At 69.6% G+C, this 25,045-nt stretch carries 13 protein-coding genes; 8 read left to right on the top strand and 5 right to left on the bottom strand.

What is annotated here, in order from left to right; genetic code table 11:
• Positions 1–45: 45 nt before the first annotated feature.
• Genes Sru01_RS20950 through Sru01_RS20940 form a run of 3 tightly spaced genes read right to left on the bottom strand, consistent with a single transcriptional unit; the run spans position 46 to position 12,109 of the window.
• Positions 46–4,095 carry an Eco57I restriction-modification methylase domain-containing protein gene (locus tag Sru01_RS20950; protein WP_203989065.1) on the bottom strand — a complete coding sequence of 1,350 codons (4,050 nt, stop codon included), beginning with the start codon at positions 4,093–4,095 and terminating at the stop codon, positions 46–48.
• Positions 4,092–6,941, bottom strand: coding sequence for a DUF8741 domain-containing protein (locus Sru01_RS20945; protein ID WP_203989063.1), 2,850 nt, complete (start codon positions 6,939–6,941; stop codon positions 4,092–4,094). The genes Sru01_RS20950 and Sru01_RS20945 overlap by 4 nt, the downstream gene beginning before the upstream one ends.
• On the bottom strand, positions 6,938–12,109 hold the full coding sequence (locus Sru01_RS20940) for a DEAD/DEAH box helicase (RefSeq protein ID WP_203989060.1): 5,172 nt from the start codon (positions 12,107–12,109) through the stop codon (positions 6,938–6,940). The genes Sru01_RS20945 and Sru01_RS20940 overlap by 4 nt, the downstream gene beginning before the upstream one ends.
• A 186-nt stretch (positions 12,110–12,295) precedes the next feature.
• Between Sru01_RS20940 and Sru01_RS20935 the strand changes: the two genes are divergently transcribed.
• The gene (locus tag Sru01_RS20935; protein ID WP_203989058.1) at positions 12,296–13,093 is read left to right on the top strand and encodes a nucleoside-diphosphate kinase; all 798 of its coding nucleotides are present in this window, start codon (positions 12,296–12,298) and stop codon (positions 13,091–13,093) included.
• 144 nt (positions 13,094–13,237) lie between these two features.
• Here Sru01_RS20935 and Sru01_RS20930 read toward each other — a convergent pair whose 3' ends face one another.
• Positions 13,238–13,657, bottom strand: a complete 420-nt coding sequence (locus Sru01_RS20930) for a hypothetical protein (protein WP_203989056.1) — start codon at positions 13,655–13,657, stop codon at positions 13,238–13,240.
• 165 nt (positions 13,658–13,822) lie between these two features.
• On the opposite strand from Sru01_RS20930, the gene pepN reads away from it, so the two are divergent.
• Positions 13,823–16,348, top strand: a complete 2,526-nt coding sequence (gene pepN / locus Sru01_RS20925) for an aminopeptidase N (protein ID WP_203989054.1) — start codon at positions 13,823–13,825, stop codon at positions 16,346–16,348.
• A 43-nt stretch (positions 16,349–16,391) separates the two neighbouring features.
• Here pepN and Sru01_RS20920 read toward each other — a convergent pair whose 3' ends face one another.
• A complete protein-coding gene (locus Sru01_RS20920; RefSeq protein ID WP_203989051.1) occupies positions 16,392–17,636 on the bottom strand; it encodes an MFS transporter in 1,245 nt (414 codons plus the stop codon).
• A gap of 132 nt (positions 17,637–17,768) precedes the next feature.
• Between Sru01_RS20920 and Sru01_RS20915 the strand changes: the two genes are divergently transcribed.
• From Sru01_RS20915 to Sru01_RS20890, 6 genes are all read left to right on the top strand, one after another.
• The gene (locus tag Sru01_RS20915; protein ID WP_203989049.1) at positions 17,769–18,716 is read left to right on the top strand and encodes a LysR family transcriptional regulator; all 948 of its coding nucleotides are present in this window, start codon (positions 17,769–17,771) and stop codon (positions 18,714–18,716) included.
• 262 nt (positions 18,717–18,978) lie between these two features.
• Positions 18,979–19,743, top strand: coding sequence for an acVLRF1 family peptidyl-tRNA hydrolase (locus Sru01_RS20910; RefSeq protein WP_203989047.1), 765 nt, complete (start codon positions 18,979–18,981; stop codon positions 19,741–19,743).
• Positions 19,744–20,088: 345 nt separating this feature from the next.
• The gene (locus tag Sru01_RS20905) at positions 20,089–21,687 is read left to right on the top strand and encodes an ABC-F family ATP-binding cassette domain-containing protein (RefSeq protein ID WP_203989045.1); all 1,599 of its coding nucleotides are present in this window, start codon (positions 20,089–20,091) and stop codon (positions 21,685–21,687) included.
• Between the two features lie 114 nt (positions 21,688–21,801).
• On the top strand, positions 21,802–22,017 hold the full coding sequence (locus tag Sru01_RS20900; RefSeq protein ID WP_203989043.1) for a helix-turn-helix domain-containing protein: 216 nt from the start codon (positions 21,802–21,804) through the stop codon (positions 22,015–22,017).
• Positions 22,018–22,129: 112 nt separating this feature from the next.
• Positions 22,130–23,047 (top strand): enoyl-CoA hydratase/isomerase family protein, encoded by a 918-nt coding sequence (locus Sru01_RS20895; RefSeq protein ID WP_203989041.1) that lies wholly within the window; start codon positions 22,130–22,132, stop codon positions 23,045–23,047.
• Positions 23,048–23,157: 110 nt separating this feature from the next.
• Positions 23,158–25,032 carry an ABC transporter ATP-binding protein gene (locus tag Sru01_RS20890; protein ID WP_203989039.1) on the top strand — a complete coding sequence of 625 codons (1,875 nt, stop codon included), beginning with the start codon at positions 23,158–23,160 and terminating at the stop codon, positions 25,030–25,032.
• The last annotated feature ends 13 nt before the right edge of the window (positions 25,033–25,045 follow it).

The following is a 25,045-nucleotide window of genomic DNA, read 5'->3' as shown; positions in this document are numbered from 1 at the left end:
TGCCAGGCGACCCCGACAGTTTCGGGGTCGAGCGTGCGCGTGCGGTTACCGGGCCGGGTGTCTAGGGCCTTGACCAGGAGGTGGGAGCAGGGACGTCTGGTACGGCTCATGACCGTCCATGGACTCGGTCATGGCGTCGTACACCGCCAGGATCTCCGCTTTGGTGCGAGCGAACCGTTCGGGGTCGTTGCGCTGGAAGGCGCCGAAGCCGTCCATGATGAACTCGACGTCTTCTCTGGCCACGCCGTACAGGTGGAAGTAGGCCGCATCCAGCTCACAGCGGATCGCGAATCGGCGTGCCTCGTCCCAGCGGAACGGTCGTTCTGCGCTTCCCAGGCCCTGGGCGAAGCCTGCCATATTCAGGCTAGTGTAATTAAGCTCTAGTACCCGCTCCGATATCCAGTCATCGAGGTGTACTGCAGCTTGCCATGGACAAGGCTTCTCATAATCTGCGGGCGAGAGCACAGGGATCTGCTTGAAAATGAAGAATGTAAGGGAAGTTCCTGCCATTTTTTGTCGTACGCAATAATCGACCACGAAGGCTGACAAGTTCGCTTGAAGCAAAGCTGAGCGTCGCGGGGTGAAGGCGAGGGGGAACTTATGTCCGACGGCAGTTACCGGTATAGGGGCAACCACGAGGGTGCGCTCGTCGGTGCTGCGGCAGATGTCGCGCCAGCCGAGGAGCCAGGTCCGGTCGGAGTGTACGCCGAGTCGCTGGCGGACCTCGTTTTCGGAAACCCAGTAGCGAGGCTGGACCGCGAAGTCTGGGTCGTCCTTGTCGGTCTGGGCAGGGCGGGGGAGGGTGCCCATCTTGGCCTGGGCGGTCGTTTGCCCGTCGTAGGTGCCGAAGCGGTGGTCGAAGTGATGCACCATCTTGGCCTCGTACAGCGGCAGCATACGCTCGCTGTCTTTCACGTAGACATTACCGTGCAGAGTCCAGCCCTCACGCTCCAGCGCAGAACTTCGACGAAAGCGACGCGAATCGTTGGCCATGTCGAACATGCGAAGAAACGACAGATGCCAAGGATTCTCGGGAGGTGCCTCGCGGATCAGGACGGGCACTCGCCGGTAGATGCCGAAGGTGATCTCGGCGTCGCGCTTGGAGCGGAAGAGTGGCATGGTGCCGGTGTTGGGGTTGACCAGCATGATGTCCTCGGGTGGGAGGATCAGCATCCGGCTGGGCAGGTCGCTCATCCGCCGCGCACCGAAAGCCACGGGTGCCGCTTCCACGCGAGCTTGCGGACCGGCCATGGTGAGCAGGCAGAAACGGACACGGTGATCGACATCACGACTAAGTAGAAAGGCCTCGTTCTCGAATTCCAGGAACGAGGCCAGCGATCCGCTCTTGACCAGGTCACCGAAGAACGGCGCGGTTGTGGCGTCGGTGGCGATACCGGTGGGCAGGACCAGGCCGGCGGCCCCGTCCGGGGAGAGTACGGTGCGGGCCGTCTCGGCGAATACCGAATAGGTGTTGATGTCGCCGTGCCCGGTCAGCGGGTACCGGCCGGAATCCCGCAACAGGTGCGTGATGTCGGCGGAACGACGTACTGCCTCGGCGAACCGCATATGTAGCAGTCGGTCCGCGTCGTCCTCGCTGATCAGAAGATCGTCGATCATTTTCTTGCGGGCAGCGGCGTTAGGCGCCTTGGCGATCTCGGGAGCCCGGACCGCGAAGAACTCCTGTTCCTGGAGTTTCACCCGCTCCCAGGGCGGGTTTCCGAGCACGCAGGAGAAACCACCGGACCAACCATTCGCTGAGCCGTCGCCGCCGTCCGCGTCGAAGACCTCTGGAAACTCCACATACCAGTGGAAGAAGGCATAGGCGTCGGTCAGGTCGGCCAGCAGGCGCGTCTCATCCGGATCGAGCGCGTCCTGCTCGCCGTTGTAGAGCCGGCGCAACGTGGCGGTGGTGATGGAGCGGGGTTCATCGGCCCGTTTCGGCCAGGCGAACGCGGCGCACCATGCGTCGGCGAGCACCTTCTGTCGAAGCCGCTCCTGATCACCCTCCTCGAACTTTCGCAGCGCCTCGGTCCGCTCTCTGAGAGTCTCGATCGGTGCCTCAGATGAGGGAATGATCTTCTTGACCTGGGCGGCGATGCGCTGGTTGCCGACCCGGATGGCCTGATCGCCGAAGGTGAGCATCTCCTGGCCGCCGGACAGCTGCTGGCCCCCTCGCTCGACGGCGTTCGCGGCGCGGAGTTGCGAGGCGAACTTGGCGTCATCGCCCGGCAGCGGCTTGAACGCGTCGTCCGGCACGCCGTTCAGGATCAGCCGAGGGGTGGCGCCGAGCAGCGAGTTCCCGGTCTTGATGTGCCCGTCCAGAAAGGAGAGCGGCTTGCCGGGCTCCACCGACTCCATCCACAGCGACCACTTGGCGATCTCCACCGCGAGCGGGTTGATGTCCACGCCGTACACGCAGGAGCCGATGACCCGCCGCAACGCGTGCCGGACCGCCCGAGGGGTGGGCTGCGGATCCGCCTCGTACAGCTCCGCGTAGCGCTTGGCGATACGACGGGCCGCGGCCACCAGAAAATGTCCGGAGCCGCAGGCGGGATCACAGACCGTGATCTTCAACAGATCGTCGGGAATTCCGGATCGGGCGGCGCGCTCGATGACCGGATCGAGTGCGGAATCGAGCAACGACTCGATCAACGCGGCGGGCGTGTAGAACGATCCGGTGGTCTTGCGCTCGCTGCCCGGCAGTTGCTGGAGGAGGAAGCGGCCGGACCCGGGGTCGAAGTCCGGGCGCAGCTCCAGCAGCGACTCGTACACGCTGCCAAGCTCCTCGGCACCGAGATGCTTGAAGTCCACCGGCATGGCCCGCCCGCGCTCCTCGGTCACCGAGAGCTCGTACACCGCCGCCAGCAGGTCGCTGTTGGAGAGCTCGCAGCGCCGCAGATAGTCAGGCTTCAGTACTGACGGCCGGCTCCGAGGATGATGGGGCGGGAAGAACAGACCCCCGAGCCCGGGGAGGGCCAGTTCGGGAAGCCCTCGGTCGGCACCCAGGGCATCGAGCACGAGGGCGGCCGATCGCCACAGGTCGCTGTGCCGATCGCCCTGCCTGATCCGGGCGAGCCTGCGGAGCCGGCGACTGGAGAAGTACTCGTGGTAGCGGGCCCGGGCCCTGGTGAGGTCCGTGCGCTCCGCTTCGGTCATCGCCTCGTCGTGCTGCAGGAGCAGGACGCCCCGCTCCTCGGCGACGAAGACGAAGAGGAGCTGGTAGACCAGTCTCAGCAGGTCATGACGGTAGTCCTCTGGGGTCAGGGTGCCATCGCTCAGCGCCTTGTCCACAGCGGGGTTCGCCTGCCGGAATCCGCTGCCTAGCAGCTCTATCGCGCGTGCGACGCCGCCGCGGAGCCGCTTGTTGAAGCGGACGCCGGCGTCGATCGCGTACTGCCGCCACTGCTCGAGGCGGCAGTCGGCGGGCGTGGACGGCGCGCCGTCATCGCGGGGGAGCGCCTCGAAGCGGGACTGATGCAGGAAGGCGTACAGCAGGAAGAACTCGCTGTAGGCATTGCCCTCGAAGATGGCTTCGAGGTCGAACTCGATGTAGGAAGAACCGACCAGCGAGGTGGAGTCGCGCATGATGCGCAGGCGCCGGCCGTTGGACAGTATGCCCCACAGGTGGCTGGGAGCGGTGTTGAGGAACTCCTGGAACAGCGATTGTGGTGCGCGCTGCTTGTTGTGCCGCCGGTCGAGGTCCACGTGCCAGCCGACGATGTGAACGGGAACGTGCTCCCAGAGGAAGCCGATCGGATACCCGCGCCCGTCAGCGGTGAGTCCATCGGAGCGGTAGGAAAGACGCCCGAAGCCGAACTCGTCCAGCAGGGCCAGCACCCACCGCTGCCGGGTATGCCGGGTGCCGGGGTTGGACGCGGGAAGTTCCGCGAGTTCGGCCCGGAAGGACTCGTAGACGCCGCGGAGATGCTGCCATTTACGCGCGGCGGCGTCCCCGAGGCGTTCGCCACCGGTCAGATGATAAGCAGCCGGTTTGATGCCGGGAAGTTCGGGATCGCCGGCCCGAACGCGGTTGAGCAGGTCGTTGGGAAACAGCCCGCCAACGATCTGGACGCCGGAGAAGGACGACTCGCTCACCGTGCGCCTCCCGGAAGGTAGACATAGACGCCGAGTACGTCGGCGTCGGGCTGGAATCGCACGGAGAGTCCTTTGACGTACGCGCCGGCCGCGTGCCGGACCCGTCGATGTGCCTCTTCCAGTTCGGCGGCGAACTCGGCGCCGCGCAGTTCAAGCTCGTCCTTGAGCCCGGAGACCTCGCGGATCGCGCGGTCGATGTTCTGCCGGACGATCTCGGGAAGGAGGTTGCCGGCCGGTTCGGCGGCTGCAAGGGCCCGGCATTCAGCGGCCGTCAGGCGTTCCCCGCCCCGGTAGGCGAGCATCCTGGCGTCCTCGGCGACGATCGTCTTCGGCTCCGGGGAGGCGCCATCACCGGGCCGGCGCGGCATTGTCACGTGGAATCGGTAGCGAACCAGCAGCAAGGTCGTCCGGCTCGGCACGGCGGTAGTGGCGATCACCCCTGCCCGCCTGGCAGGGCGTTCTCGCTCGTCCAGCCGTGGGTCCAGCGCGGCGTCCAGCACGTAGCGCGCCAGCCCGGCCACCCCGGGATCGGTACGTACCAGGGCCCGTTCCCCCGGGATGACCGGTGGGTGCGGGCGAAACGGGAGAGGGGGCACTTCGCCGGCCGCCGGGATGCCCAATGCCAGCCGTGCCCCGCTCGGCAGATGGTTCACCTCGGCGATGAAACCGCCGTCGTCGGGTTCGGCCGAGGCCACGTGAGCACCGAGGGCGGACAGGGCGCGCCTGGTGAACCACGCCACATCGTCGGCGCTGCCCAAAGCCCTTCGTACCGCCTCCACCTCGGGCTGGATCTCGTCGAGATCCAGCCCGGACTGGGCGTACTTGGTGATGGCCTTGGACTCGCGTTCGGAACCGTCTCGCCAGCGTTTCTCGACCTCGGCCGTCTGCTGCCACTCCTCGTGGAGTTCCTGCGACTCCTGGGTGAAGTCGAGGTCGAGGAAGGGCTGATCCGGATCTCCTTCGAGGATCTCCTTGAACAGTGCGTTCATCACCGTCTCCGCGCGTTCTGGTACCGGGACCGAAACGCCGGTGGTCTGCCGGATCTCGCGGCTCTTCTTCAGCAGCACGTCCAGGACGATGGGGTCAATGACGTTGTCCGTGCTGTACAGGGTGACCGCCCGGACGATCGGTTTCTGCTGCCCGAACCGATCGACGCGGCCTTCGCGCTGCTCGTGCCGGGTGGGGTTCCACGCGAGGTCGTAGTGGACCACTGCCTGGAAGCCGTCTTGGAGGTTGACGCCTTCGGACAGGCAGTCGGTCGCCACTAGAATCCGCGGGCCGGATGAGGCGGTGAGTCCGGCGATCCGCTCCGCCCGGGCCTCCGGTGGTAGCTGGCCGGTCACCGCGTCCACGGTCACCCGTTGTTTGAAGGCGTGCCCCAGGTGTGTCTTGAGGTACTCGGCCGTCGGGATATAGCGGCAGAACACGATCGGGTTGTAGCCGTTGGCGATCAGACCCTTCACCTGCTTGATCAGCTCCGCCAGCTTGAGATCATCGCGTGGCCCGTGCAGTGCGGCGAAGGCGTCGGCGAAACGGCGCAGTCGCGCCCGGTCCTGCTTCGTCAGGCTGTCGTCGTCGGCCGCGGGCGGCGCGTCCACGCCTTCGAGCGTCTCGTCCTCGATGTCGTCGAGTACCGTGACGCGACCCAGCGCGTCGGCTTCCGTCTCGCTGGCGGCTCCACCGCCGCGGTTCAGCAGGGTCGCGGTGGCTGCGGCTGGGGAGGAGGAGACCGAGCGGAGCAGGCCCAGCGCGGACCACCACCGTGTGCGCCGCGTCAGCGCGCCACCTGCCGTGCGGATCGATTCGCGGGCGTAGGACAGTACTTCACGGGTCAGCCTGCCGTATTCCGCTTGGAGCGGGTAGGCGATGTCCAAGAATTCGCGCTTCTCCGGAAACGGTGTCCGCTGGTCGAGGAACTTGCGGATGTCGTGCCGGCGGCGCTGGACGAAGTGGCGGGCGAGCCGGCTCCGGCCCTGCCGGGTGCGTAGGTCGAGACCGGCCAGCGATGGATCGAGCAGACCGATGAGATCACGAAACGCCTGTTCCTTGCCGCTGTGCGGCGTGGCGGTCACCAGCAGCAGATGGCGCTGTGGTCTTCTGGCGAGCCGCTTGAGCAGCTCGTAACGCAGTTGCCGGTCTCGGGTGCCGCCCCCTACACAGGTATGGGCCTCGTCTACGATGATCAAGTCAGGGGCGGTGGTGACGAACAGGTCCCGGCGCGCCTCGCTCTTGATGAAGTCGGTGGAGACCACGGTCACCGGGTAATGCGCGAAGAAGTCCCGGTCCCTGGGCCTGCGGCTCTCCAGGCGGTCTACCGTGGATCGGAGAACCGTGACGGCGTCAAGGGCGAACTTGTTCCGCAGTTCAGCCGTCCACTGCTCGGCCAGGGCGGGCGAGCACAGCACGCTCAGTCCGGTCGCCGAGCCCTGCTCCAGCAACTCCTTGGCGATCAGGGCCGATTCGATGGTCTTGCCGATGCCGACGTCGTCCCCGATGAGCAGCCGTACTGGATCCATTCGCAGGGCCAGCAGCAGGGGCACCAGCTGGTAGTCGCGGGGCGCCACCGCGATGCCGGCGAGACTGCGGAACGGTCCCGCGCTGCCTCGAAAACCGATCTGCAACGCGGTACGCAGCAGGGCCGCGCTGTCGTTGTCGCCCAACTCGCCGGGATCGGCCGTGGGAACGGGGAAGCTGGCCTCGCCGACCTCATGCGCGAACAGCCCGGTGGTGAACTCGTTGTCGCCATTGAGAGGACGGGCCACCACGAAATCCGGCGTACTGCCCGGTAGCACGACCCAGTCACGGCCGCGGGCGGTCACCAGGGTGCCGGGTTCACGGCTCTTCACCCCGTCTCCCGTCCGGCGCCGAAGATGTTCGGATAGCGTCCCGCGACCACGCGCCACTCCTCGTCATACCGAAAACGGATCACCAGCCAGCCCAGGTCCAGGAGGCGGTCTTCCGCGGCCATGTCACGCTCCATGGCCGACGTGGTGTCGTGATCGGGACCATCCACGAAGACAGCCACGGACCCGCCCGGAAGACGGTACACAAAGTCCGGGCGAGCTCGGGCATCGGAGATCAGCTGTTGGGCCGCGTCAGGCAGACGATAGTCATTCTCTTCGAGGAACGTGAGGAATTCGCGCTCAAGTCCAGTCTGGCTGGCCTCGTGCAGGCAGGCGGCATGCTCGGCCGGACTCTGGCCGGTGCCCCCTCCGGCCTGTACGGCGGCCTTACTGAGCTCCATGAGGTGGTCCACGACGGCCAGGCGGTCGATGACGCGGTGGAAGACCTGGTTGGTGTAGGAGAGCAAGCAGTCATAGCAGCCGCGTTCACAACGTTCGCGAGCACCGGGTGCCCGGTCCAGGTCCGTTCCGGTGTTCGGGTCGATGTGGATGATCTCCAACGCCACCCGGGCGACCTGGGCGAGCAGTCCTTGCTCGGACTGCAGCCTGCGGAGGGCCCCCGCGCCGCCTTCGGCGCTCTCGATGAACAGCATGCGCCCTCGACCGTCCAGGTCGGGAAGATCCTCGCTGGAAAGCTCCGAATCCTCCAGCTGGAAATGCGCCTCCATGCCGCGCTCCAGGGCGTAGCGCAGCGTCACGGCCTCGTCCTGTTTGATGGGCTGCTCGAACCGCAGTACGAGGATGTTCCGATGATCCTCGACAAATGGGACGATGCGTTCAGGGCGTCCGGCGCTGTCGCGCGCGGGGAGGTCGTCATCGTCATCCCCGCTCTTCTCTTTTGCTCGCTTGTCGCTGAGCCACGTGCCGTGTGACGCGTCCAGCCAGAACCCGAGCGGCGCATTACGGGGGCGACGCCGCCGGCCGAGGTTGAGAACTCGCAGCGTCGCGGTGTCACCGTAGACGAGCTCGCCCAGCCGGCGTCCGTCCGGCAGCGCGATCTCGCCTGGAAGCCTGCCGGATCGTGTTCCATGATCGCTGAAGCGGTAGGTCGTCAGCAACTCGAAACCCGCCCTGCGTCGTTCCTCCTCGTCGGAAGAGATCCGAGAGCGGGCGCGCGTGTAGACGGTCTGCATGGGCATAAGGCGTGGCAGGGACTCACCGAGCCGATGGTCGCAGTTCTGACAACGGTCCAGGCCGGGAGTGCGCTCATGCCAGTAACCGCACGCACCGCAGAGCCGGCCCTCCCGGGTCGCGATGGCGCCGGAGTCATCCGAGGGCACCTGGACGCGGGTCACCTCATAGCGCTGGCCCTCGTGATAGATCAGAGCGTTCGGCCCGAACTCCCCGATCGCGATGAACCGAGGCCGCTGCAGGTAGCCGCCGTCCTTCGCCTTCTCCGGGGGGATATAGGCCGCAAGCGGCAACCGGGGGAAGGAGTAACCGGGGAGGAACCCCTCAGAGGCGAGATACCGGTACGTGTAGAAGTCACTGAACGACCGCTCGCTGTCCTCATTGAGGAGAAGCCGCAGCTGGTTCTCGGCCTGAGCCCGGCGTGCCTGAGCGGCTCGCTGCTCGTCACGGCGCATGGATGCGTCGATGACTCGCCTGTGCTGCTCCTCGCGATCGGATATGGCGCTTCGATAGAGCGTCCGCCAGCGATCACAGGCAGCGTCGAATGACGCGGGCGCTCGTCGGACGACGTCCTCTGCCCATTCGTCGTACCACCAAGCGCTCTCGGTGATACCCGTTACTCCAGCAAGGACGGCAAGCGCGCGAGCCAGGCCGTTCCGCTGAGCCCCGGGATCGATTATCTGCGGCATGAGGTCAGCGTGGATCGGTAGCCGGTCGGTTCTACTAAGATCAAGTACCTCCCCCATCCCGCTCCCCAGGCGGGCACCTGTCTCGGCCAGCCAGATCGCGTGCACATGGGAACGTACGAGATCTTCGTTGCACAGATCGAGCCGGGGCGCGATGACTCGGCCTGACACCATCCGCTCCGACCGCCGGAAGTAGTACTGGTCGTGAAAGTTCCCGGTGGCACAGTATGTCGCCACCAAGGCCGGGCGGCCGCTGCGTCCCGCGCGTCCGGAACGTTGCGCGTAGTTGGCCGGCGTCGGTGGCACATTGCGCAGGCCTACGGCGTCGAGTGTCGAGATGTCGACACCGAGTTCCATGGTCGGAGAGCAATACAGCAGAGGCAGCGACCCGTTCCGGAAGGCCGCTTCCCGCTCCTGCCGGTTCTCGTTCGAGACCTGGGCGGTGTGCTCGGCGGCGTGGATCCCCGCGAATTCCTTCGCGTGATCGCGATAAAGGGCACGGAAGAAACGGTTGACCCGCACACCCGCTCGGGGCTTAACGGTCTTCCGCAAGGGATCCAGCACGCCGCTGGTCCCGTCGCCGGCCTGCCAGATGAGGGCTGAGGCCTTCAATCGATAGCCGAGCGCACCGGAAGCACGGTCTTTGGGGGCATCCGACAGCAGGCCGATGTCGGCGAGGGCGGCCAGCAGCCATCCGATGATGATGTCGGCGTCATCGGCGCGGAGGTGGTAGGGCCAGTGCGTGAACTCGGCGTCCCGACAAAGGAACCGCCCGAACGCGGATCGGCCGGTGAGGTAGGGCCCTGATCCGCGCCGCCCTCGTGGAGCCGGCGCCGCATAAGCCGTTCCTATTACCGGGTCGGGGGATTCCTTTGGCAGGGACCATGGGCCGGCCAGCAGTTGATCAGAGTCGTGCTGGAGGCGTTCGAACCCTTCTTTCGTCAGTACCTCGACATCGATCGCCAGTGCACGCCGGATTTCGTCGAGCAGGACCCGGCATACCCATTCTCGGTGCGCGGGTGTGTCGTGTTTCAAGGCAGGGTGCGCCGACTCCCAGAACTCCGGGCGAGCGGACATCTCGGCGAGATCGAGATAGTCGAACCTGATCAAGCCCGTTTGCTCGAGGTTGGGCATGCTCACTCGCCAGCCCCGGGCGAGATCGGTATACAGGCGGTACTCCAGTGCCTGACGGAACGCCTTATCGATCGCTCGCCTCGCACCTGTCAGCGGATTGGCCACCGATGAGTAAGACGTGAGGTCCGCGTCGAGAGCGCCGGCTACTCGCTGGGCGAGGTTCTCGTGGGTCAGGCCCTCCGTCGCGTCCCGGGCTGCTCGGTAGAGGGCGCCTCGCAACTGGGTGACCAGCACGAAGTCGTTCAGATGCCCCGCCTGGAGACTCGCGTCCTGGCGATTGTCCACGAAAGTGAGCAACTTGCGTGCGCTAGGGTCCTCGGCCCCGCGCAGTCCCCGGTACACGCTGGTTCCGATGAGCGTGACGGCGGAGCCGCGACCTTCGTACGCCCAAGTAGCCACCCTGCCGAAGTCCTTGCCGTGGAGTTGCTCGTAGGACACGCCGCAATCCGGGTGCAGGCAGAAGCGGAACTTTCCTGGAATGAACGTGGCGTGCAGGCCGTGATCAGACCCTACCTCCGCGCCACCAGAAGACACGACGACGTTCTTGGGAAGCTGGCGGAGCTTGCTAGGGCGGATTTGAGCTGTATCTCCGTCCCCGGTGATCAGCCAGGTATCCGGCAGTCTGCCCGCGGCCAGGGGTTCGGCGGGCCAGGGGTGCTCCGGGTTGATGTACAAGTAACCGATGTTCTGGTCGTCCCCGGCATTTTCGTCGTTGTGTCCTGGAGTGTAGATTCGTCCTCTAGCGCTCACGGTAACTGAGTAATATTCTTGACCGCATTCCCGGCAGAACACCAATGGGAAGAGCGGCTTGTCGCGTTGGTTCGGCACGCTGACCTGGTACTGGCTTGTGATGTAGCGATCACCGGGTGCCTCGAGGCTCGTGTACACCGTTTCTCCCTTGGAGAGGAACTGGTGCAATCTGAATGCGAACAGTGGTCGCCGTGTGATCGGATCCCGGGCGGCCGAGCCGGCGCGCAGGATCTCCTCCACGGCCACCTGACATCTATCCGCCGGGAGACCGGTGCGATTCGCGAGTACTCCCGCCGCATCCACGATCTTGGTCGGCTTGCGGCGCACGAGTCGATCTGTTCCCGGCTCGACATCAAGCCCGAAGACGGTTTCCACCCAGCATGCGAAGGGATGCGCGGTTAGGTCGGGGTAGGCGAGTTCCTGCCAGTCGTTGGCGAGAATGCTCGCTCGGAGCTCCTCGTCGTCTGGAACATGGTCGAGGGTCGCCCGTTCGAGGGTCTCGCCCACGATCCGGTCGGGGGTGATCTCCGTACCGAAGATCTTCGAGGCGACCTCGGCAACTTCCGCTCGCTGCTCATCGAAGATGTCACTGCTCGCCATGGTGGCGGACGTACCGACGCACTGGACGTCCGGGGCTGCGAGCGTACTTTTCACCCGGCGAATCAAGAGTCCGACGTCCGCTCCTTGCCGCCCTCGGTAGGTGTGCAACTCATCAAGGACCAGAAAGCGCAGCCCCCGAGCCGCCTCCATGAGGACCTGTCGCTCGTAGGGGCGGGTGAGCATGTACTCCAACATCACGTAGTTGGTCAGCAGGATGTCCGGCCGTTCCTGCAGGATCGCCTCACGCTGCTCTGCGCTCTCCTGGCTGGTGTAGCGCGCGTAGCTGACAGGCTCCTGGCCTTTGGGGAATCCGAACTCCAGGTACTTTCTCAATTCCTCCATCTGGCTGTTGGCCAGCGCGTTCATCGGATACACCACGATCGCCTTGATCCGCCCGGGATCCGGATTCCGTAGGACCGAGTCCACGATCGGGACGATGTAGGTCAGGCTCTTTCCTGATCCGGTACCCGTCGTCAGTACGTAGCTGCGACCGTCCCGGGCCAGTTCGACCGCCTCGCGTTGGTGCCGGTACAGGACCAGGGGAGGCCCCGACACCCCGTCCGTGGCCTGTTTGTTGCGGAAGATCGGATCGGTTCCGGGGTGAAGTACTCCGTCGGCGATGAGGTCGGGAATCGAGCCGCCGGTGACGAACCGCGGATTGAGTGAGACCCATGGTTCGGGCCAGCGCGTCTTGAGCGCATGCTCCCGCTCGACATGGGCCGCGATGGCTGGGTCACGGACTTCTACGAAGGAGGAGGTATAAGACTCGTAATCTTCGATGAGTCGTTCGTGAACCTTGAAGACGTCCATACCACCTGCGTTTCCCCGGTCTCCGTGCCAGCGCTAGCACGTTACCGGGGAACCGCGGTGCTACACACCGTGCCGGCCGAGAACGCTGTCGCCCTCCGAGCGCGACGGGGGTCGCGGCCGACGAGGCCGCCGTCTTGAAGAGGAAGGGGCTCAGTTGATCACCTGTTGTGGAGGACCGGAGAGTACATGGTCGACTTGAACCGCCGCGCCCTGATCATGGTGAAGCCCGATGGGGTCGTCCAGCGGATCACCGGAGAACTTCTCGGCTGGCTGGCGCTCCGCGGACTCAGGCCGCTGGCGTTCCGTGAAGTGGTGCTGACCGCCGAACGCCGCCGGTCGCTGTACGCGACCACGCGCACCGGCGGCCGGCTGGACTGGGACCTCAACGCGATCCTCTACACCTTGGGCCCCGTGCACGCCGTCCTGCTGGAGGGGGATCACCCGGCGGGTTTCGACTCGCTCTCTGATTTCGTGTCGCGCGCACTGAAAGGTCACTTCGTGCCCGGCAGAGCGCGGCCCGGCACCATGCGTGGAGCGCTGGGCGCGCTCAATCCCGTCTTCAACCTGGTCCATGCCACCGACAGCACCGACGACCTGGAACGGGAGACGATGGCGTTGTTCGACGAGACCTTGTGTCACGTCGCGGTGCCTCGCGAGGTGCCCTTGCCGGACGCCGTCCGCGCGACTCCGGCGCGCCGAACCCCCCTCTGGACGACCGTCGCCGGGGTGGTCGAGCCCTGGATCGGAAAGGCGAACTGGCCGGACGACCGTGCGGGCCCGTCGGTCCCGGCGCTGCTGGAGGCGCGGAACGCCTGGGACGCGGCACTGGAGAGGCTGCCGGACGCGGGGGAGTCGCTCAAGGGCATCCGCACCGGCGCCACGCCCTACGGCAGTCTCGTCGAACGCCCCGAGTGGGCGTCGTATCTCACTTACACCACCCTCCGTTACCTGGATCTCTGTCTGGAGGGGGCTGCACCGGGTTGAAACCGGGCCGAAGTCGAGGGGGCCGGTTTCAACGCCTGCCTCGCGTCCCGACTCCGGCCCTTCACAAGGCACGCACCCGCGATCGGACCGAAGCCGCCCGCCGTGGCCAGGGTCAGGACTGGGCCGCGGCGGGCGGGGCGGGGACTATTCGATGCTGCAGATGGGGGCTCCGTCGTAGAAGCAGGTCGCGTTCTCGATGCTGGAGAACTTCGTCCAGATCTTGGCGTTCACCCAGTGGCTGCTGGTGCCGCCCCAGCGCTCCACCTTGTACCGGCTTTCCACCATGACGGCGTCGGTGTCCCAGTTGGCGCCGCGGATCTGGTCGTCTGCCTTGCCGGAGGGCAGCCAGTATGTCTTGCACTTGTACAGCTTGCCGCCGTCGACCTGGCAGTTCTCGGTGAGACCGGAGCCGGAGAATGTGGCGATCTTCACGGTGTAGGAGGAGGAGAGCCGGTTGGTCACGTCGCCGTCCAGCGCCCCGGCCTGCGCCCCGGCGGCGTTGACCGCCAGGAGGGGAAGGGCCAGGCCCAGGCCGCCGACGACTCTCCGGATGGTGCGTCGCATGTCCGTCCTTTGCTCGGCTGAATGATCGCCTCAGCAGACTCCGGGCGGCCGGTGCCCGTCAACGGTATTCGGCCCAGATCGAAACCCGCCGATCATGCGCCGCGTTCGGGGGTCCGGACCCGGCCGGGCCCGCCGTCGGCGCCGGAGATCTCGTAGGGTCGGGCCATGACGAGCTTGACGCACGACGAGGCGATCGACCGGGCCCGGCTGGTGAACGTGGAGTCCTACCACGTGGACCTGGACCTGAGCGGGGCGCCGGCCGGCATGCCGTTCGGCTCGGTCACCACGGTGCGGTTCTCTTGCGCCGAGCCGGGGGCGGCCACCTTCGTCGAGCTCAAGCCGGTGGAGGTCCAGGAGATCCGGCTGAACGGCGTGCCCGTCGACCCGGCCGCGCTGGACGGGAACCGGCTGCCGCTGGCCGGCCTGCGCGCCGACAACGAGCTGGTGGTGCGGTGCACCATGGCGTACTCCACCACCGGCGAGGGGGTGCACCGGTTCACCGACCCCGAGGACGGCGAGGTGTACCTGTACGCGCAGGCCTGCCTGGACGACGCCCAGCGGATCTTCGCCTGCTTCGACCAGCCGGACCTGAAGGCCACGATGACCCTGGCGGTGTCGGCGCCGCCGGACTGGACGGTGCGGGCGAACGCCCCCGGCGAGCAGGTGCGCCCCGGCCGGTGGGAGTTCGCCGGCACGCTGCCGCTGTCGACCTACCTGATGACCGTGGTGGCCGGCCCGTACCACACCCGGCAGGCCGAGCACGACGGCATCCCGCTCGCCCTGCTGTGCCGGCGCTCGCTGGCCCCCTACCTGGACAAGGACGCCGAGGAGATCTTCGCGGTCACCGGGGCTTTGCTGGATCACTTCCACGGGCTGTTCGGCATCCGCTACCCGTTCGGCGACTACGTCCAGGCGTTCGTCCCGGAGTTCAACGCCGGCGCGATGGAGAACCCCGGCTGCGTGACCTTCCGCGAGGAGTTCCTGCACCGCTCGGCCGCCACCGACAGCGAGCTCGAACTTCGCACGATGGTCATCGCGCACGAGATGACGCACATGTGGTTCGGTGACCTGGTCACCATGCGCTGGTGGGACGACCTGTGGCTGAACGAGTCGTTCGCCGAGTACATGGGCTGGCGCGCCACCGCCGAGGTCACCCGGTTCACCGGCGCGTGGACGTCGTTCGCCATCGTCCGCAAGAGCGGCGGGTACGCCGCCGACCAGCGCCCCTCCACCCATCCGATCGCCCCCGAGCGGGTCGCCGACACCGAGCAGGCGCTGCTCAACTTCGACGGCATCTCCTACGCCAAGGGCGCCTCCGCGCTGCGCCAGCTGGTCGCCTGGCTGGGGGACGAGGCGTTCTTCGCCGGTCTGCGCGCGTACTTCGCCGCGCACGCCTACGGCAACGCGACGCTGGCCGACCTGCTCGCCGCGCTGTCGGCGGCGAGCGGCCGCGACCTTTCGGCCTGGGCGGACGTCTGGCTGCGCCGGCCGCAGGTCAACACGCTGCGGCCGGAGGCGGTCACCGGCCCGGACGGCCGCTACGGCGAGGTGGCGGTCCGGCAGGCCGCGCCGCCCGGGTATCCGACGCTGCGGCCGCACCGGATCGGTGTCGGCGTCTACGCCGAGGAGGGCGGCCGGGTGACGCTCGCCCACCGGGCCGAGGTCGACCTCGACCCCGAGGCGGACGGGGGCCGCACCCCGGTACCGCAGCTCGCGGGGGTGCCGGCCGGGCGGCTGCTGCTGCTCAACGACGGCGACCTGACGTTCGCGAAGGTCGGCCTGCTGCCGCAGGACCGCGCGGTGCTGGCCGAGGTACTGCCCGCGCTCGCCGACCCGCTGGCCCGGGCGCTCACCTGGGCCGCGGCCATGGAGATGACCCGGGACGCGGAGATGCCCGCCGCCGAGTTCCTGGCACTGGCCGGCGCCGGGCTGCCCGCCGAGGACGACGTCGCGGTATTCGCGCAGATGCTGCGCTTCGCCCGCGAGACGGTGGCCGACCGCCACCTGCCGCCGGCGGCCCGCCCGGCGGCGCTGGCCGCGCTGGCCGGGGCCTGCCAGAACGCGCTGGACGCCGGCCGCCCGGATGCCGGCGGCCGGCGGCTGACCGCGCTGCGCGGCCTGGTGAGCTGCGCCGGCCCCGAACTGATATCGCGGCTGCGCGGCTGGCCGGCCGGCCGGGACGTGCCGGCCGGGCTGGAGATCGACGCCGACCTGCGCTGGGCCATGCTCGGCCGGCTGGTGGTGCTCGACGCGGCCGGCGAGCCGGAGATCGCCGCCGAGTGCGAGCGGGACCGAAGCGCCCGGGGCGCCGAGCACGCCGCCCGCTGCCGCGCCGCGCTGCCCGGAGCCGCCGCCAAGGCCCGCGCCTGGGAGCTGATCGTCGGTGACGGCCCGCTGCGGCTGGTCGCCGCGGTCGCCGGCGGTTTCTGGCATCCCGAGCAGGCGGCGGACACCGCGCCCTACGTCGCCCGGTACTTCGCCGAGATGCCCGCCGTGGCCGCCCGGCGCACCCCGAACGTGGTGCCGGCGCTGGCCCACGCCGCCTACCCCCGGTACGCCGTCACCGCCGAGACCCTGGCCGCGGCCGAGGCGATGATCGCCGTCCCGGACCTGGACCCCGGCCTGCGCCGCGCCGCGATCGACGCCACCGACGACCTGCGCCGCGCCCTCGCCGCCCGCACTCTCACCTGACGGCCCCGGCGGCGTCCCACGCCGAAGCCGGAACAGTGGCCGGTCAGGCGGGGTCCGGGGCCGGCCGTGGTTCGGGGAGGGGCGCCGGGGCGCGGCGGGGGAGCAGCAGCGGGGTCGCCAGCAGCAGCACGCCGGCCACGCCGATGGCGGCGCGCGGGCCGAGCACGCCGCCCAGCACCCCCCACAGGGCGGTCAGCAGCGCGGTGGTGGCCCTGGACGTCACCGTCCAGGCCGACAGCGTGCGGGCGACCCGGCCGGCGGCGGTGCGCTCGAGGCGGCAGGTGGCGGCCAGCGGATTGAAGATCCCGCAGCAGAAGATGAGCCCGAGTTGCAGGCCCATCAGCACCAGCAGCCCCGCGGCGCCCGGTCCGACCAGCGCCAGGCCGAGCGGCCAGATGGCGCGCGCCCATCCGGCCGCGACCAAGACCCGGTGCGGTCCGAACCGGGCGGCCAGCGGCCGGGCCAGCCGCGACGCGACCAGCCCGCCGACGGCGGGCGCGGCGAACGCCAGGCCGTACTGCCAGGGCGCGAACCCCAGGTGGGCGAGCATCAGGACGGCCAGCAGCGCGTCGGCGGCCATCAGCAGGCCGTTGAACAGGGCGGTGTTGAAGAACAGCGGGCGCAGGACGGGGTCGGCGAGGATGTGCCGCCAGCCGTCGAGCAGGTCCCGCGCCCGGAGGCGCCCGGCCGGCCGGCGCGCCGGCCGCGGCTCGCCACCCCCGGTGGCGCCGATGCCGAGGGCCGACAACAGGTAACTGGCCGCGTCGGCCACCACCGTCGCCACCGGGCCGAGCAACCCGATCGCGGCACCGCCCAGCGGCGGTCCGATCATCGTGGTCGTCCAGGTCGTGGACTCCAGCCGGGTATTGGCCACCAGCAGGTCCCCGGGCGGCAGCAGCGTCTTGAGGTAGGCGCCGGAGGCGGCGCGGAAGGTGATGTCGGCCGCCGCGACGACGACCGAGACCGCGAGGAGCCAGGCGAACGAGAGCACGCCGAGCGCGAACGCGGCGGGGATCGTCAGCAGCGCCGCGCACCGCACCAGGTCCGTTCCGATCAGCACCGGGCGCTTGCGGCGGAACTCCACCCACGAGCCCAGCGGTATCGCCGCCGCCGCGCCCACCAGCGCCCCGACCGACGACAGCGCCGCGACCTGCGCCGGCCCGGCGTGCAGCACCTGGATGGCGATCAGCGGGAACGCGCCGAACGCGAGCCATGTGCCAAGCGCGCTGGTCCCGTACGCCGCCCACAGCCAGCCGAACCGCCGCCCCAGCCGGTGCCCGCTCCGCATTCCGCCACCTTCACCCTTCGCCCGTACAACCGATTCGCGATCGCCGACATCAAATCGATCAGCACCATGGCCGGTCAAACAACGGAAACCCCTCACAAGCACAACGGAACGTTGTATCTGTAGGGTGTCCGGGTGGATCTCGACATCGTCCGGACGTTCGTCGCCGCCGCCGGCGCCGGGCAGTTCCAGCAGGCCGCCGCCGAGCTGGCGGTCACCCAGCAGGCCGTCTCCAAGCGGGTCGCCGCGCTGGAGCGCGAACTCGGCGTGCGGCTGTTCGCGCGTACGCCGCGCGGCGCCGAACTCACCATCGACGGGCAGGCGTTCCTGCCGCACGCGCGCGAGCTGCTGCGGGTCGCCGAGCGGGCGGTCGCGTCCGTGCGCGCCGGCGGCCGCCCGCTGCGCGTCGACGTGATCGCCTCACGCCTGGCGGCCTCGGGCCTGATGCGCGGCTTCCACCGCGCGTACCCGGAGATCGAGCTGGACGTGGTGATGCTGCTGGAGATCGACCGGGCCGTGGCCGCCATCCGCTCCGGTGCGATCGACGCGTCCTTCCGCGCCGTCGCCGCGCCCGGCCGCCCGCTGCCCGAGGACATCGCCGCCGTCCGGGTGCTCGACGAGCCGCTCCAACTGCTCACCGGGCCCGCCCACGCGCTGGCGGGCGCCCGGTCGGTGCCGCTCGCCGGTCTCGCCGGGCACCGGATCTGGATGCCCGGCATCGCCCCCGGCACCGAGTGGGCGGCCTATTACGACGACCTCGCCGATGAGTTCGGCCTCACCGTCGAGGCGACCGGTCCGAACTTCGGCTCCGACGCGCTGCTGGACACCATCGCCGACACCCCGGCCCTGGCCACCTTCATGGGGGAGCACACCCGCCTCGTCTGGCCCGCCGGCCACGGCCTGCGCCGCATCCCGGTGACCGACCCGACGCCCGTCTACCCGCACTCGCTGCTGTGGCACCGCGATGACTCCCACCCCGCCCTGGCCACCTTGCGCGCCCATCTCGCCGTCGCAACCGCCGGCCACCCCACCCCAGAAACCTGGGCGCCGGACTGGGTCATCCCGCACCGATCCCCGTACTGATCTCACCCGGAGGCCGCGTCCCGCCGGGTCGGCCGATCAAGCTCATCGCGGTGCGGTGCGGTGCGGTGCGGTGCGGTGCGGTGCGGTGTGGTGTCCGGTGCGCCGGGGATGGGCGGGACCGTCACACCGGGATTTTCCAGCGGTTTCATGAACAACTGGCCAGAGCGCCGCGGAGTTCACCCAGTTTTCTCCGGATATTGGGGAGGAGCCGGGTTCAACACGCGCGGGGGGCGGGTGCGCCGGTGGAGTACTGTCGCCAGGCATGACGGGACGACCGGCGGCGGGCGGCGGGCGATGGGTCTCGGTGGCGCCCGAGCGGCTGGCCGGCTGGCTGCGCGGGTTCGCCGAGCGGCACGGCCCGGCCGAGGCGGTCCTGGTGCGCGCCGGGGCGGGCGGGAAGGACGCGGGGGACGCCTGGGACTTCCGGAACGCCGGAGACCTCAGGGGCCTCGGGGAGCTCGGGGAGCTCGGGGACGTCGTCCGGCTGCGGGCGGCGGACGGCGCGGTCGCCGAATGCCACGTCCCGTTCCCGCCGCTGCGCGGCCCGGGTCCGGGTGGCGCGGGGGGCGCCCTGGTCGAGGCCCTGGTCGCGCATGCGCGGGCCGAGCGGATCGTCGGGGTGCTGCTGGTGCGGCGCGGCGGGTACGCGGCGGGGATCTTCGAGGGCGAGCGGCTGGTGGCGTCCAAGGTCGGCTCGCGCCTGGTGCAGGGGCGCAGCGCGGCCGGTGGCTGGTCGCAGCAGCGGTTCGCCCGGCGCCGGGAGAAGCAGGCCGCCGAGGCGGCCGGCGCCGCCGCGGACGTGGCGGCGCGGGTGCTGGCGCCGCGGGCCGGGGAACTGGCGGCGGTGGTGCTGGGCGGCGACCGGCGCGCGGTCGGCGCGCTGCGCGGCGACCGGCGGCTGGCCGCCGTGTTCGCCTTGGAGACCGGTCCGTTCCTGGACGTGCCCGATCCGCGGCTGGCGGTGCTGCGGGAGACCCCGCGCCGGTTCCGCGCGGTCGCCGTCCGGCTGCTCGACCCGCCGGACTGACCGGCCCGGCCGCGCGGTCCGCCCGGGTCGACCGGCCGGGCGCCCGATTCCGCGCCGACCGGTCCGGCCGCTCGATCCCGGGCCGCTCGATCCCGGGCCGCTCGATCCCGGGCCGCTCGATCGCGCGCCGACCGGTCCGGCGCTCGCCGGGCCGCTCGATCCGGGCCGACCGGCCCGGGCCGCGGGGCCGGGCGGGGACGGAATCGGCGCCGATGCGCGACCGGCCGTACACTAGCCGCATGCGCACTCCCGACTGATCGGCGCGACCGCTTCGCCCGCCGGCCCCGGGCGGCCCGCCGCCGGCGCGTTTCCCCGACCCCGTTCCACTGGGAGTGTTCCCTCATCATGATCATCGCGTCCGACATCGAACTGCGCGCCGGTTCCCGCCTGCTCATCGAGGGGGCGAGTTTCCGCGTCAACCCCGGCGACCGCATCGGCCTGGTGGGCCGCAACGGCGCCGGAAAGACCACCCTGTGCAAGGTGCTGGCGGGCGAGGGCCTTCCGGCGGCCGGCACCGTCGCCACCACCGGCACCGTCGGCTACCTCCCGCAGGATCCGCGGACCGGCGACCTGAGCGTGCTGGCCACCGACCGGATTCTCTCGGCGCGCGGGCTGGACGAGGTGCTGGCCGAGCTGCGCGAGGCCGAGCAGGGCATGTCCTCGGCCGACCAGCGCACCCGTGACCGGGCGGTGCGCGCCTACGGGCGGCTGGAGGACCGGCTGCACGTGCTGGGCGGGTACGCCGCCGAGGCGGAGGCCGCCTCCATCGCCTCTAGTCTCGGGCTGCCCGAGCGGGTGCTCAAGCAGCCGCTGGCGACGCTGTCCGGCGGGCAGCGGCGGCGGGTGGAGCTGGCCCGGATCCTGTTCAGCGGATCGGACACTCTCCTGCTCGACGAGCCGACAAACCACCTCGATGCTGACTCAATCGGGTGGCTTCGTGATTTTTTACGATCGCACCAGGGCGGTTTGATCATTATCAGCCACGATGTCGGGCTTCTTGAAGCGACGGTCAACCGCGTCCTGCACCTGGACGCGAACCGCTGCGTCATCGACACCTACAACGTCGGCTGGACCGCCTATCTCGCCCAGCGGGAGACCGACGAGCGCCGGCGCAAGCGGGAGCGGGCCAACGCCCAGCGCCAGGCCACGCAGCTGCTCTCCCAGGCCGACCGGATGCGCGCCAAGGCCACCAAGGCCCGGGCCGCGCAGGACATGGAGCGGCGGGCCCGGCGGCTGCTGGCCGGCGTGGAGGAGGAGCGCCGGGCCGACAAGGTGGCCAAGCTGCGCTTCCCGGATCCGGCGCCCTGCGGGCGCACGCCGCTGACCGCCACCGGGCTGTCGAAGTCCTACGGCTCGCTGGAGGTCTTCACCGACGTGGACGCGGCGGTCGACCGGGGCAGCAGGGTCGTGGTGCTCGGCCTGAACGGCGCCGGGAAGACCACGCTGCTGCGCCTGCTCGGCGGGATGGAGAAGCCCGACACCGGCGAGGTGCGGCCCGGTCACGGCCTCAAGCTCGGCTACTACGCCCAAGAGCACGAGACCCTGGACGCCGGCCGCACGGTGCTGGAGAACATGCGCTCGGCCGGGCCCGACGTGCCCGACGTCGCGCTGCGCAACGTGCTGGGCTCGTTCCTGTTCTCCGGGGACGACGCCGACAAGCCGGCCGCGGTGCTGTCCGGCGGGGAGAAGACCCGGCTGGCCCTGGCCACGCTGGTGTTGTCGAGCGCGAACGTGCTGCTGCTGGATGAGCCCACCAACAATCTGGACCCCGTGAGCAGGGAGCAGGTGCTGGCCGCGCTAAGATCCTATTCTGGGGCAATTGTCCTAGTCACGCATGATGAGGGAGCAGTTGCGGCTCTACGACCGGATAGGGTGATCTTGCTACCGGACGGAATCGAAGACGCGTGGAGCGAAGAATTTTCCGATCTCGTGGCACTCGCCTGATCTTAATTTGATCGGGTACGGATCTTTTCCCACGGAGTAGGTAGCCGATCCGGCTCAAATGACTGATCATGGCGTGAGTAACGCTGCGGAAGTCTGGCACTACAGGAGGTACTCATGGCCGAGACTCTGAAGAAGGGCACCCGGGTGACCGGGGCCGACCGTGAGAAACTGGCGACCGATCTCAAGAAGCGCTATGCCGCGGGTGAGAGCATCCGCGCGCTGGCCGCTTCCACCGGCAGGTCATACGGGTTCATCCACCGCATCCTCAGCGAGTCCGGAGTGACTCTGCGCGGGCGCGGCGGGGCGACCCGCGGCAAGTCCAAGCGCTGACGGCAAGGTCGCGAACCCGCGACCGCGCGCTCCATCGGCCGGCCGGCTCAGTAGAATCTCGTTCTGGAATGTGGGCGGGGTTCGGGCGGGCGGCACACGGACGGAGCGGGCGATGGCGGACGCGACACTCGGCGCAAGTACGGCGACCACCTCGGCGGGTGGCGGCGCCGGACCGGAGCAGGGCCACGCGCGCGCTGGAGGGGTGCGCGACGGGTCCGGGACGCCGCTCGGTGCGGAGCGGCTCGCGGAGATCGGTCTGCGCTTCGAGGTGGACGGTGAGATCGCGACGGTCAGCCTGGACCGGCCGGAACGGCGCAACGCTCAGACGTTCGCCACCTGGTCGGCCTTGGCCCGGATCGGCAGGACCCTGCCCGATCAGGTGCGGGTCGTCGTGGTCCGAGGCGAGGGGCCGTCCTTCTCGGCGGGCATCGACCTGCGCATGTTCACGCCGGAGGGCGTACCGGGCGAGGGGTCCTTCGCCACGGTGGCCGGCCTGCCCGACGAGGAGGCCGACCGGCGCATCGCCGAGGCCCAGGAGGGCTTCCTGTGGCTGCGGCGGCCGGACATCGTGTCGGTCGCGGCGGTGCAGGGGCACGCGATCGGGGCCGGGTTCCAGCTGGCCCTGGCCTGTGACCTGCGGGTCCTCGCCGATGACGCCAGTTTCCGCATGAAGGAGCCCGCCCTTGGGCTGGTGCCCGACCTGACCGGCACCAAGCCGCTGGTCGAGCTGGTAGGTGTGGCCAGAGCGGTGGAGATCTGCCTCACCGCCCGCGCCGTCGGGGCCGAGGAGGCGCTGCGGCTCGGGCTGGCCCACGCCGTGGTGCCGCGTGACGAGCTGTCCGCGGCCACCGCGGAACTGGCGGGCGCGCTGCTCGCCACCGACCGGGCCGCCGCGACGGCGACCAAGCGGTTGCTCCAGGAGGCGCCGGGCCGCACCCTGGCCGAGCAGTGCGCCGCCGAGCGCGCCGCGCAGGCGGTGCGGATCCGCGCGCTGGCCGGCGGCGGTGCGGCGGGACCGGCCGCCGATTGATCGTTCGCCCACAGCGGACCGGGGAATCGCGCGGCCACCGGCCGTGCTTGGGCCAGTGGAAGACGGGGGCGTGACACCCGGCACGGGGACAGGACCGGCGAAGGGCGACGATGTCGATGATGCACGGGGGATACGGGCCCCAGGTGATGCGGTCGCTGCGGCGCGACAGCTCGGTGACCAAGGAGCGGCTCACCCCCGGCACGGTCCCGCGCATCGGCCGCTACGCCCGGCCCTACCGACGGCACATCGCCGCGTTCCTCGCCCTGGTGGTGCTGGACGCGGTCATCGTGATCGCCAACCCGCTGCTACTGAAGTCGATCATCGACGACGGCATCGTCCCGGCCCGCACCGGCGTGGTGATCGGGCTGTCCCTGCTGATCGCCGGCCTGGCCGTGCTGGACGCCGGGCTCGGGCTGCTGCAGCGGTGGTTCTCCGCGCGCGTCGGTGAGGGACTGATCTACGACCTGCGCACCGAGGTCTTCGACCACGTGCAGCGGATGCCGGTGGCGTTCTTCATGCGGGCCCAGACCGGCGCGCTGGTCTCCCGGCTCAACACCGACGTGATCGGCGCGCAGCGCGCGCTGACCAGCACCCTGTCCTCGGTGGTGTCCAACATCGTCAGCCTGGTCATGGTGCTCGGCGCGATGCTGATCCTGTCCTGGCAGGTCACCCTGATCGCCCTGGTGGTCCTGCCGATCTTCATCCTGCCGGCCCGCTGGGTCGGCCGCCGGATGTCCGGTCTCACCCGCGAGCAGATGCAGCTGGACGCGGACATGAGTTCGGTGATGACCGAACGGTTCAACGTGGCCGGCGCCATGGTGGCCAAGCTGTACGGCCGGCCCGGCGACGAGGCCCGGCACTTCGCCGAGCGGGCCGGCCACGTGCGCGACATCGGCATCACCGTCGGCATGTACGGCACGGTGTTCCGCATCGCGCTCGGCCTGGTCGCCGCCCTGGCCACCGCGCTGGTCTACGGCATGGGCGGGGTGCTGGTGGTCGACGGCGCCTTCGAGATCGGCACGCTGGTCGCGCTGTCGGCGATGCTCATGCGCCTGTACGGGCCGCTGACCAGCCTGTCCAACGTGCACGTGGACGTGATGACCGCGCTGGTCAGCTTCGACCGGGTCTTCGAGGTGCTGGACCTGCGGCCGATGGTCGCCGACGCCCCGGACGCCCGGCCGGTGTCCGGCGGGCCGGTCACCATCGAGTTCGACGGGGTCGGCTTCCGCTACCCGGCCGCCGAGGAGGTCTCGCTGGCCTCGCTGGAGTCGGTGGCCCGGCCGGACACCGGCCCCGGTCCCGAGGTGCTGAAGGACGTCACCTTCACCGCCCGGCCCGGCGAGCTGATCGCCCTGGTCGGCCACTCGGGGGCCGGCAAGACCACCATCACCTCGCTGGTCTCCCGGCTGTACGACGTGACCTCCGGGGCGGTGCGGATCAACGGCCTGGACGTGCGGGAGGCGACCCTGGCCTCGCTGCGCGACACGGTCGGCGTGGTCATGCAGGACGCCCACCTGTTCCACGACACCCTCGGCGCGAACCTGCGCTACGCCCGCCCCGGCGCCACCGACGAGGAGATCTGGGAGGCGCTGCGCGCCGCGCAGGTCGCCGAGCTGGTCGAGGCGCTGCCCGAAGGACTGGACACCGTGGTCGGCGACCGCGGCTACCGGCTGTCCGGCGGGGAGAAGCAGCGGGTGGCGCTGGCCCGGCTGCTGCTGAAGGCACCGCGGGTGGTCGTGCTGGACGAGGCCACCGCACACCTGGACTCGGAGTCGGAGGCCGCGGTGCAGCGGGCCCTGAAGACCGCGCTCGCCGGGCGCACCTCCCTGGTGATCGCGCACCGGCTGTCCACGATCCGCGAGGCCGACACCATCCTTGTGGTGCAGGACGGCCGGGTGGTGGAGCGTGGCGGGCACGAGGAGCTGCTGGCCCTGGGCGGCGCCTACGCCGAGCTGTACCGCACGCAGTTCGAGCACCAGCGGTGAGCCGCCGGCCCGC

The organism is Sphaerisporangium rufum (assembly GCF_016863395.1).
Lineage (GTDB): Bacteria > Actinomycetota > Actinomycetes > Streptosporangiales > Streptosporangiaceae > Sphaerisporangium > Sphaerisporangium rufum.
The sequence above is the reverse complement of the archived record's forward strand: the minus strand, read 5'-3'. Positions and strand labels throughout refer to the sequence as shown.